This window comes from Flavobacterium sp. (genome assembly GCF_044361065.1).
Taxonomy (GTDB): domain Bacteria; phylum Bacteroidota; class Bacteroidia; order Flavobacteriales; family Flavobacteriaceae; genus Flavobacterium.
In genome coordinates, this window is the sequence record NZ_JBIKJI010000055.1 from 1 (window position 1) to 11626 (window position 11626).

Annotated in this window: 10 protein-coding genes and 1 pseudogene; 4 read left to right on the forward strand and 7 right to left on the reverse strand. The window is 33.0% G+C overall.

The annotated features are described in order from the left end of the window. The 3 genes and pseudogenes from ACIQ11_RS04985 to ACIQ11_RS04995 form a co-directional block, all read left to right on the forward strand. Positions 1–318, forward strand: a pseudogene (locus ACIQ11_RS04985) (hypothetical protein); the annotation flags it as partial. Positions 319–341: 23 nt separating this feature from the next. Next, positions 342–773 (forward strand): VOC family protein, encoded by a 432-nt coding sequence (locus ACIQ11_RS04990; protein WP_396153382.1) that lies wholly within the window; start codon positions 342–344, stop codon positions 771–773. A gap of 169 nt (positions 774–942) precedes the next feature. Next, complete coding sequence (locus tag ACIQ11_RS04995) at positions 943–1410, forward strand: hypothetical protein (protein WP_396153384.1); 468 nt, start codon at positions 943–945, stop codon at positions 1408–1410. 75 nt (positions 1411–1485) lie between these two features. Here the strand turns inward: ACIQ11_RS04995 and bcp are convergent, their stop codons facing one another. Then, positions 1486–1938, reverse strand: a complete 453-nt coding sequence (gene bcp / locus ACIQ11_RS05000) for a thioredoxin-dependent thiol peroxidase (protein ID WP_396153387.1) — start codon at positions 1936–1938, stop codon at positions 1486–1488. A 220-nt stretch (positions 1939–2158) separates the two neighbouring features. On the opposite strand from bcp, the gene nth reads away from it, so the two are divergent. Beyond that, on the forward strand, positions 2159–2821 hold the full coding sequence (nth, locus tag ACIQ11_RS05005; protein WP_396153389.1) for an endonuclease III domain-containing protein: 663 nt from the start codon (positions 2159–2161) through the stop codon (positions 2819–2821). 227 nt (positions 2822–3048) lie between these two features. Here the strand turns inward: nth and ACIQ11_RS05010 are convergent, their stop codons facing one another. From ACIQ11_RS05010 to ACIQ11_RS05035, 6 genes are all read right to left on the reverse strand, one after another. After that, on the reverse strand, positions 3049–3636 hold the full coding sequence (locus ACIQ11_RS05010; RefSeq protein ID WP_396153391.1) for an RNA polymerase sigma factor: 588 nt from the start codon (positions 3634–3636) through the stop codon (positions 3049–3051). 196 nt (positions 3637–3832) lie between these two features. Then, on the reverse strand, positions 3833–4591 hold the full coding sequence (locus ACIQ11_RS05015; protein WP_396153393.1) for a family 16 glycosylhydrolase: 759 nt from the start codon (positions 4589–4591) through the stop codon (positions 3833–3835). Position 4592: 1 nt separating this feature from the next. Beyond that, complete coding sequence (gene bglX, locus ACIQ11_RS05020) at positions 4593–6887, reverse strand: beta-glucosidase BglX (protein WP_396153395.1); 2295 nt, start codon at positions 6885–6887, stop codon at positions 4593–4595. 79 nt (positions 6888–6966) lie between these two features. Beyond that, the gene (locus tag ACIQ11_RS05025; protein ID WP_396153397.1) at positions 6967–8616 is read right to left on the reverse strand and encodes a family 16 glycosylhydrolase; all 1650 of its coding nucleotides are present in this window, start codon (positions 8614–8616) and stop codon (positions 6967–6969) included. A 12-nt stretch (positions 8617–8628) separates the two neighbouring features. Then, the gene (locus ACIQ11_RS05030) at positions 8629–10179 is read right to left on the reverse strand and encodes a hypothetical protein (RefSeq protein ID WP_396153399.1); all 1551 of its coding nucleotides are present in this window, start codon (positions 10177–10179) and stop codon (positions 8629–8631) included. A gap of 12 nt (positions 10180–10191) precedes the next feature. Then, entirely contained in the window at positions 10192–11622 is a 1431-nt protein-coding gene (locus ACIQ11_RS05035) for a RagB/SusD family nutrient uptake outer membrane protein (protein WP_396153401.1), read from the reverse strand. Positions 11623–11626: the final 4 nt, after the last annotated feature.

The window sequence follows — 11626 nt, forward strand, 5'->3', positions numbered from 1 at the left end:
AAAGTAAAAAAGCACTTTAAAGATTTCAGCGATATGGAAGCGGTGGTTACGTCAGTTACTTTTCAGCGTGAAAATACACAATCAGCTGGTCCAAAATGGCTTATCGTAGAAATTGAGGGCGAAACTTATATGATGCAATTTATTCCAAAAGAATTTGAGCTACTTAAAAGTCTAAAAGTAAACGATAAAATAATTGTAAGAAGTCGCAACGCAGGATTTTCGCACAATCATCCGTATTTAATACTTTCTGGCGACTATATTGCAAAAGACAATAAAGTACTTTTTAAACGTGTGTTTAATAAAAATAATCGTTGTTAAATAGATTACAAAATCAATAAATTATGGCTCAAATAAATCCATACATCAACTTTAACGGAAATGCAGAAGAAGCATTTCTATTTTATAAATCTGTATTTGGTGGTGAATTCGCACAAGTAACTCGTTTCAAAGAAATGGAAAGTGCTGAATTTCCCATTCCAGAAAGCGAGGCAAACAAAATTATGCACATTACACTTCCTATTGGGCAAAATGTGTTAATGGGAAATGATGTTCCTGAATTTATGGGAAAAGTAAATGAAAATGAAAACAGAAGTAAAATTGCCATTAGTACAGAAAGCAAAGAAGAAGCCGACAAATTGTTCAACGGACTTTCAGCTGGCGGTACTGTAGAATTTCCTATATCGGATAGCCCTTGGGGCTCCTACTTTGGGATGTTTAGAGACAAATACGGCATTGAATGGACGGTAGATTTTGATTCTAAACATAATAAATAGTTACCTGAAATATTAAAAAAAGAGGCAGTTTAAAAGTCATTTTTTTGTCATTCCGAATTTATTTCGGAATCTAAATGTATTTAAAAACCTTACATTTAGAGAAGCTGAAACGAGTTCAGCTTGACAATGAAATTGTAAACTACAATTCAATTCAACTTAAAATTAAAAAATGAAGAAAATTATCTTTACTACATTCCTTCTATTTAGTTTGAATTTTTATTCACAAAATTTTTTTGATGAAAATTTTAAGGAGAATGTAAGAACTGAATTAGTAGCAGAATTATTTGAGTTAACGGGAGTTAAAATTGAGGATTCAAATATAATAATAATTAATTTTTTTATAAATCCAGACATAATCCCACATGATTCTTGCATAGATCATTATACTAGTGATTACTCTTACAAAAGGTATCTTAAGAAAAATAAAAATATTTCTCAATTTTTTGTAACTGAAAAAATGTATGTTTATAAAAAGAAAAGTGTAGCGGAAGACAAAAATGGAATAATAAAAAAATTACTTTTTGAAAACGCAACTTATTGTGGTAATTATATAATTTTATTACCAGACGGAAGATTTTACAGAAGGTATGGAGAATACAGACAAAATGAAATTCCTTTTTTAATAACTAAAATTTAAGTGAAATCAAATTAATGAATTTCACTTAAATAGAAAGAAAAAAGGGTTTTCAAAATGTTTGAAAACCCTTTTTCTTTATCCTAAAATCTGACTGGCGTGTGCTTTGGTTTTCACATCAGATATAACATCTGTTATAGTACTATTTTCGTCTATAACAAACGTGGTTCTATGAATACCGTCATATTCTTTACCCATAAACTTTTTAGGTCCCCAAACGCCAAAGGCTTCAATCACAGATTTGTCTTCGTCTGCCAATAAGGCAAATGGAAAACTATATTTTTCTTCAAATTTCTTTTGCGCTTTGGCACTATCGGCACTCACGCCTATCAATTCGTAATTATTAGCTTGAAAGCGTTCGTAATTGTCTCGTAAATCACAAGCTTCGGCCGTGCAACCCGGCGTATTGGCTTTCGGATAAAAGAATACTACTAGTTTTTTTCCTTTATAATCTGCTAAGGAATGTTGTTTTCCGTTTTGGTCAGTTCCTGAGAAACTTGGTGCGGTATCGCCTACTTTTAAATGGGTCATAATTTTGGGTTTAAGGTGTTAGGTGTTGGGTTTAAGGTTTAGGGTTTAGGGTTTAGGGTTCATTGCTATTGATTTTTGAAAATCCGTGTAATCTGTGTAATCCGTGGTAAAAAAAATTAACCGCAAGGTTCGCAAAGTATTATTGTTGATTATTGCTATTGTTATTGATTTTTGATATTGTTATTGCATTGATTAACTTTACCACATCAAATATACAAAAATGACTAAAAAAGAGCGTGCAACATTTGTTATAAATACGTTAAACGATTTGTATCCTGAAATTCCGATTCCGTTAGACCATAAAGATCCGTATACTTTACTAATTGCTGTTTTACTATCGGCGCAATGTACAGATGTTCGTGTCAATCAGATTACGCCTTTGTTATTTGCTAAAGCAGATAATCCGTACGATATGATAAAAATGAGTGTGGAAGAAATTAAGGAAATCATTCGTCCTTGCGGATTATCGCCTATGAAATCGAAAGGGATTCACGGTTTATCGCACATCTTAATAGAAAAATACAATGGCGAAGTCCCGCAAAGTTTTGAAGCGTTAGAGGCCTTACCTGCTGTTGGGCATAAAACCGCAAGTGTTGTGATGAGTCAAGCATTTGGAGTGCCGGCATTTCCTGTAGATACACATATTCACCGATTATTATACCGATGGAATTTAACTTCTGGCAAAAACGTGGTACAAACCGAGAAAGATGCCAAAGCTATTTTTCCGAAAGAAACGTGGAACGAGTTGCACTTACAAATTATTTGGTACGGACGAGAATACTCACCTGCTAGAGGATGGGACTTAGAAAAAGATACCATTACCAAAACGATTGGAAGAAAATCTGTTCTTAACGAATATTATAAAAAAAATGCTTCGAAATAATCTTCCGAAGCATTTTTAATCAATTTGCTATGCTTTCAAAAGTAAGGTTTCCTACTTTAACCATTTTCATAGCCTGCGAATAACTCAATATAAAACTAACTACATTTTTACTGGGTTTCATTTCTTTAATTGATTGTCTTTTTTTAGCGTAAAGTTTTCCCATATACGAACTTAAATGTTTATTTATAGGATAACGCAAAAACACATTATATTATTGTATGAAACCTTTAATTCGTTAAAATAATATTATTTTTTTCGATAATTTTTCTCAAATTAATTACAGCATAGCGCATTCTACCCAAGGCAGTATTGATGCTTACACCTGTAATTTCAGAAATCTCTTTGAAACTTAAATCTTCATAAAAACGCATTTTTATGACTTCTTTTTGATCATCAGGCAATTGTTCTAAGATTTTTCTAACGTCTAATTCTACTTGATTTTCAATCAGTTGGTTTTCAATTGTCAAACTTGAATCGGTCATAAAATCAAAAATACTATATTCGTCGGTTTCTCGTTGAAATGGCATTTTTTTATTATGTCTGAAATAGTCAATAACTAAATTAGAAGCGATACGCATTACCCAAGGTAGAAACTTACCTTCTTCATTATAGCCTTTGGTGCGTAAGGTTTTAATTACTTTAATAAACGTATCTTGAAAAATATCATCACAAACCGAACGATCTGGAATTTTAGAATAAATAAATCCAAAGATTTTAGACTGGTGTCTTTCTATTAAAACTTGTAAAGCTGTTTCGTCTCCACTAATGTAGTTTTGCAATAAAATTGCGTCAGGAGTTTGTACCTTATTTGCCATAAATATACTTTTTAGATTTGGAACTAAAATTTTTAAAAAAGTATTTTTATTTAATAAGCAAATAGGTTTTAGGGGTTAATTGGTAGCAAATATAATGTTAAATAATTCTAAATACCAAATATAATTTAAAAATTTAACGTTTTTATTGTACTAAATTTAAATAAGATGCGTTAAAAAAAGCAATAAACTACTGAGTTTATTGATATACTTTAATATAATCTAAAATGAATTTTTGTGGTAAAATAGTAGCATCAATAGTTGGACCTCCAAAATTTCCGCCTATTGCCACATTAATAATAAAATAAAAAGGTTGGTTATACGGCCAAGTATTTTCATCTTTTACTTCGGGTTGAAACGTGTAAACTAATGCATCGTCAACAAAAAATGCTATTTTATCTTTATCCCAATCAATTGCGTAGGTATGAAAACCTTCTTCTATAGTTGGTATTGTTGTTTTCTTTGTGTTAATCGTATTTCCATGACTGGCTTGTGTATGTAAAGAAGTAAAAACAATATCGGGTTGTTTACCCACATATTCTAAAATATCAATTTCACCACATTTAGGCCAACCTACAGTGGAGATGTTTTGACCTAACATCCAGAAAGCAGGCCATAAACCTGTACCAACAGGTAATTTCGCACGAGTTTCTATACGTCCGTATTGAAATGCTTTTTTATTTTGGGTGGTAATTCTTGTAGAAGTATAACTTTCGCCTTCTTTTTTTGCTTCAATAATTAGAAAGCCATCTTTTAGTTCGTGATTTTTATTTGTATACAATTGAGCTTCATTATTTCCCCAACCACATAAATTTGGACAACCATTACCCAACTCGAAATTCCAACTGGTTTCATCGAGTGTTGTTGTGTTAAAATTTTCTTCCCATACCAATTTTCTTTTATCATCTTGCGAAAATGAAAATTGACTTACTAAAAATAGAACAAGAAATACTCTCATGTTAATTGGTTTTAATGAATTCGAAATTTGCTTCCAATGTTTTATCTGAACTTCCTCCTATAAATACTTTGAAATCTCCTGCTTCGGTTTCCCATTTGTTGTTAGCAGTATAAAAGGCAAGCATTTCTTCTGTAATTGTAAAAGTAATTGTTTTGGTTTCGTTAGGTTGTAAGTTCACCATTTCGAATCCTTTTAATTCTTTAACTGGTCGAGTTGTACTTCCAATTATATCTCTAATATACAATTGTACTACTTCTTTTCCTGCGACATTACTATTGTTTTTTAAAGTTACAGTAACGTTTATATTTCCTCCTTGAGCTAATGTAGTTGAACTTAATTTTAAATCTGAATACTCAAATTTAGAATAACTTAAACCGTGCCCAAAAGCATAAAGCGGGGTGTTTTTTTCATCTGAATAATGCGACCAAAATACACTTTCTGGTTCATTCATTGTAGGGCGTCCTGTATTTTTATAATTATAATAAATAGGCACTTGCGCTACATTTCTTGGAAACGTCATAGGTAATTTTCCACTTGGGTTGTAATCTCCATATAACACTTTAGCGATTGCATTTCCGCTTTCTGTACCCAAATGCCAAGCTTCTACAATAGCAGGGATGTTTTCTGCAGCCCACGGAAGAGCTAATGGACGACCGTTATTTAAAACCAAAACAATATTTTTATTTACTTTATAAATGGTTTCTAATAATTCTTGTTGTACACCAGGTAAACCTAGGTCTGTTCTACTTCTTCCTTCTCCGGTTTGCAACCCGTGTTCTCCTAATACCATTACTACAACATCGGCTTTTTTAGCCACTTCAATCGCTTCTGCAAAACCTGATGTATCAGTCGTATTAATGTGCGTTTCCCATACAAACTGCGTTCTACCAACAGTAAGATCAGCACCCTTTACATAAGTAAGTTGGTTATTTTTATAGTGTTGCATTCCTTCTAATACAGAAATAGCTGTATTGTCTTGTGCAGCAATACGCCAACTTCCTAAAGGACTTGTTTTGTCTGAAGCTAAAGCACCAATTAAGGCAACTTTTTTGCCCGATTGCGCTAAAGGCAATAGGTTGTTTTCGTTCTTTAATAAAACAATTGATTTTTTAGCTACATCTAAAACAGCATCATGAAATTCTTGTTTTCCAACTGTTGCTTTTTCATGTGCTTCATCGCAATATTTATATGGATTGTCAAATAAACCCAATTCGAATTTTACTTTAAGAATTCTTCTTGCGGCATCATTAATTAGATTTTCACTTACCTTTCCTTCTTTTACTAAAGCACTTAAATGTTCCACATACGCATACGATTCCATATCCATATCAGAACCTGCTTGAATGGCAATTTCTGCAGCATGCTTGCTGTTTTTGGCATAACCATGAGGAATCATTTCAATTATAGAACCCCAATCTGAAACGACAAATCCATCAAAATTCCAGTTCTTTTTTAAGATATCCCTTTGAAGTAACTTACTACCTGTTGCAGGAATACCATTTAATTCATTGAAAGAATTCATAAAAGTTTTCACACCTGCATCAACTGAAGCTTTAAATGGTGGTAAAATTACATTATGAAGTACCTCATCACTTACCATCACGGTATTGTAATCTCTTCCGGCTTCTGCAAAAGCATAACCCGCAAAGTGTTTGGCACAAGCTAAAATATTTTTATTTGTAGATAAATCACCTTGAAATCCGTTTACTCTGGCAGCTGCTATTTTACTACCTAAATAGGTATCTTCTCCGGCACCTTCCATAACTCTACCCCATCTGGCATCTCTTGAAATATCAACCATTGGTGCAAATGTCCAGTTTATTCCTTCAGCAGCGGCTTCCTCTGCCCCTACTTGTGCTGATTTCTTAATTGCATCTAAATCCCAACTTGCGGCTTCCGCTAATGGAATAGGACTTATTGTTTTATGTCCATGTATAACATCGAAACCAAATAACAAAGGAATTCCCAAACGTGTTTGTTCTACGGCAATTTTTTGTATCGCATATACATCCTTTACCCCTTTTACATTTAACATAGATCCTACTAATCCATTTTTTAAATCGTTGTATTTTTTGGCAGCCTGTCCTTCTTTTGGGGCGGGTCCTGTAATTTCCCAAAAACCATTATACTGATTTAATTGTCCAATTTTTTCATCCAACGTCATGATATTCAAAAGTGAATCTACTTTTTGATTTAACGTTTTTGTTTTAGCAGAAAAGCTACTCTTCTTAGGAGTAGCGCAACTGATAACCAATACACTGGCAATTAGGTAAAATTTTATTGACTTAAAATCCATTGTTAAATTTAATGAAATAAAAAATGAATAACAAGAAGACATATATACGTCTTCTTGTTATTACTTAGTTTTATAAATATTATTGATATACTCTAACGTAATCTACTTCCATTGCTGATTGAGAAAATGCTGGGTCTATTGTACCTCCAAAGTTACCTCCCATAGCTACGTTAAGTATCAAGAAGAAGTTTGCATTAAATGGTAAAGAACCTGAATTTGCTACCGTATGGAACAATACATTATCTACATATATTTTTATAGAATTAGGTGACCAAACAGCTTTATAAACATGAAATTGTGAAGAAGCTCCTGTAATCATAGTTGTATTCGTATTGGCATTTCCACCAAAGTTTCCAGGATAATGTAATGAACCATGAATTTTGTTTGGTTCATTTCCTTTATGTTCCATTATGTCAATTTCTCCACAAGCTGGCCAAGTATTGGTTGCATAATTTTCACCTAACATCCAAATAGCAGGCCATGTTCCACCACCTGCAGGAAGTTTTGCTCTAACCTCAACTTTTCCGTATTTAAATTCGAATTTATTTTCAGATTTTAAACGTGCTGAAGTATAGTTAGAACCACTTAAATTTTGAGCTTTTGCAGTTATTTTAAGGTTACCCCCTTCAACAATAACATTATTTGCACTATTTGTGTAATATTGAGATTCTCCATTACCCCATCCGCCAGCGCCTAAATCATACCCCCATTTAGAAGTATCTGGTGCTCCATCTGTATTAAATTCGTCTGACCATACTAAGTTTGTATAATCTGTAATTGGATCTTGAACTGGTTGAATTGTAGTAAAAGTATGGTACCAAGCTAATGCTGGATTTCCACCCATTACCGCTCTTACAACCATTCTGTTATTAGTAATAGACATAATTTCATAAGAACTTTGTCCGATATAGTATCCCATAAATCCTCCGTCAGAAATATTTAACATCGTACCACGTGTTTGATTCGGAATATTATTTCCAACCACTAACGATTCAGATGGCGATAAAGTAACTGTTTTTAAACCCGAAGTATCATATGAATAACATCCATCATCTGGTGAAGTTGCACCCACTACACTATTAAAATCTTTATTAAAGAATGTACTTCCACCATTATCTAAAAGGAATTTTAATTGACCACCTACTAATGAAAAATGCAAAACATTTTCATATAAACAGCTACTAGCCGGACTTCCAGCTTTTTCCCATGGGGCTGCTTGATACCAGTGTGGATAATAATTTTGAGTTGCATCAGTGCTATTAGGACCTACACCCAAGTGTCCTGGCTCTGAAGCAGACCAATACCAACTTTTTTGAGATCCTCCTGTTAAAAACTGAACCGCTTCTGCATCAGTAAAATCACTTCTAACTTGTAACGTTAAAGTGGTTGTAGTACTAACACCACCTTTACCTGAAGCAGTTACTGTAATAGTATACTCATTGGTTCCTGGCTGTGTAAAACGTTTCTGTAATTGTCCAGAAGGCGCATTTGCAGTAGTTCCATCACTAAATACATATTTATACGAAATGGCATTTGTAGCTGTTGCCACAAAATTAACCACACCTGAACCATCTCCATTTGGAGTTGTAGTGCCTAAACCAACAATATTTGCTTGAACGTTTAAATTTGTCGGTGCAGATAAATCACCAAACACATTATCTTCTTCCTGGCAGCTAAAAACTAAAAGTAGTGATAGCGTAACTAATATATTATTTACAATTGTTTTCATGTTTGATTGTTTTTAGTTAGATAATTTAATGTCATCAAAATAATAAGTAGCCCCATTTCCTGCATTTCCGAAATCGAAAAACACTACTACTCTTTGATAATTATTAGCATTATTTATACCTGTGAAATTATAGGTTAATTCTTCCCAACCATTTGCTACTGTTGTAGTCGCATCTAATTCGGTATTAATTGTTGAACCATTTGCTAAGTTTTCAAGTTTTAATTTCACTACAACGCCAGATTGAGGCGACCAAACTTTCATTTTAATTCTCTGCATAGTAGCAAAATTAATTGGATTAGTTAATTCGATAAAAGAACCAGCCCAAGTTTGAGCTCCATTTGGTTTTACAAATTTACCTACTTTTGTAGATGTATTTATACCTGTAACATTTGGATTAGTTACAACTTCCGATAATGCACCTCCAAAGTTTGTAAATGAATACGTTAATGTTGTAGATTGAAACGTTAATGGTAATACTAAACTTTCAGCACCAGTAGTAAGTTCTACATCATCAAAATAATAATTTAATCCCGTACCAGCATTTCCAAAATTGAAAAACAAAACTATTCTTTGGTAATTATTTGCATTATTGATACCTGTAAAATCAAAAACTAAATCTTCCCAAGCATTAGCAGTTGTGTTTGTAACATCTACTTCTGTATTAATATTTGGATTGGCTAAATTTTCTAACTTCATTTTAACTGTAATACCAGATTGTGGTGACCATGCTTTAATTTTAATTTTTTGCATGGTAGCAAAATTTATTGGACTACCTAATTCGATAAATGAACCAGCCCATACTTCTGAACCTGTACTTTTAGTAAGTTTTGCCACTTTTGCACTTCCATTTCCAGCACTAACATTTGGATTATTTACCACTGTAGTAGTTGCACCACCAAAATTAGTAAATGCATAATTTAATGTAGTTGATTCAAAGTTAATTGGCATTAAAACTGGATTCGAAATAGTTACGTTTTGTTGGTATTCAGTTGTAGCAGCACCACCACTTAAAGCTACCACTCTTACAGTAAAAGTTCCAACTGATGCGTACGTATGTGTTACAGTTTGACCTTCCATAAAGTCTTGCGGTACTTGATTTGGATCTTCACCCCAATATACTTGGAAAAACGTTTCTAAATTTGCAGTTGCCTGAGCTGATACAGCCATATTATTTCCAGCAACTGGACTAATTGTAACATTTAAATTTGTAGGTGCTAAAAACGACACTGTAAGTGGTTGTGTAACTTCTGTTTTTTGTCCGTCTATAGCCATTGCTACAATTCGAACTGGAAAAACACCTTCTGTATACACATGATCAACTGAACTTCCTGGGCTTACAAAAGCAGGAGCAGTAGTTCCATCACCAAAATAAATTTCATATTGCGTTACACCTTCACCTTTTGGAATGATAGTTACTTTACCTGAATTATCTTGTTTAATTGTCATTAAAGCAGAAATATTTCTTGGTGCATTTACACCTTCTAAATCTGTGCTGCTCTCATCAATTGTACAACCAAAAATGGTTAATACAAATAAGCTTAATACTAATTTTATATTTTTCATATCTATTGAATTTTAGTAGTTAGGGTTTTGTTGCCAATTTCCGTTTGAGAATTGAATTTCTTCTAATGGAATTGGAAATAAATCGTGTTTTCCAGTAACAAAACCAGTAATTGAAGTTGCCGCTTTGTTAGTTCTTACTAAATCGAAGAAACGGTGGCCTTCACCCATTAGTTCTAATTTTCTTTCCGCCCAAATAAAATCTGTTAAAGCTGCTCCAGAAACTGAAATATCGTGATTGTTATCTCCAAAAGCTCTTCTTCTTACTAAATTTAAGTACGTTCTTGCTTTAACATCATTTCCACTTCTATTGAAAGCTTCAGCCGCCATAAGCAATACATCTGCATAACGAATCGCTCTATAGTTGTTTGGATTGGTTAAGTTTTGGTCTCCAATATTTGAATCACCTTGACGTGCTAAATATTTTCTGTTAAAAAATCCTGTATGTTTATAACCTTCACCATAAGAAGCATTGTTTGCTGCAGCCCAAGTAACAATATTTAAGATAGCAACATCACGTCTGTTATCACCAACTTCATAGGCATCATAAGAGGCTTGAGTAGGTACATTAAAACTATATCCACCATCAAAAAACGGTCCGCTATAATTTCTAATTCCGTTGAAACCTACAGCTACATTCCCTTTACTACATTGTAAACAATCAAAACTAGCACCTTGAGCATCAGTATATTGAATTTCAAAAACAGATTCTGAATTGTTTTCGTTGTTATTTTCGAAAATAGTATTGTAGTTGCTTACCAAAGTATATGAATTACTAGTAATTACTTGATCTAATACTGTAGCTGCTTGAGAAAATTTATTTTGAAATAAATACGTTTTTCCTAAAAGCGCTTGTGCTGCACCTTTAGTTACTCTACCAACTTGAGGAGCTGTTGGGCTTAAATTATTAATTGCGAAAAGTAAATCTGCTTCAATAGCAGCATAAGAGTCTGCAATAGAAGAACGAGGAATTGATTTCTCATCATCTAATTCGAATCTTTTATCTCCTTTTAACGGAATACCTCCAAAAAACTTAACCAATTCAAATCTGAAATAAGCACGTAAGAAACGTGTTTCTGCAATGATTTGATTTTTCCCTGTAAAGTCAATTTTATCTTTAAATTCTAAGATATAGTTACAACGTTGCACACCTGCTGATGTCCAGTTCCATACATCTTTTAAGTTTCCATTAACAGGCGTGTGAGTCATTTCATCAATTTGTTGAATTCCTAACACATCTGTAGCACTTTCACCTCCAGAAAGCGTATTATCAGATGCAATTTCTCCTAACATTACATTTATGTAAGTTGAATTTAACATTTCGTATGCACCAATTAAAGCATTATTATAATCTTGCTCTGAATTGAAATAATTTTCAGAATCAATAGTGTACGGAGGATTTTCGTTAATAAAATCTTCTGAACACGAAACTGTAACAGCTACAATTCCT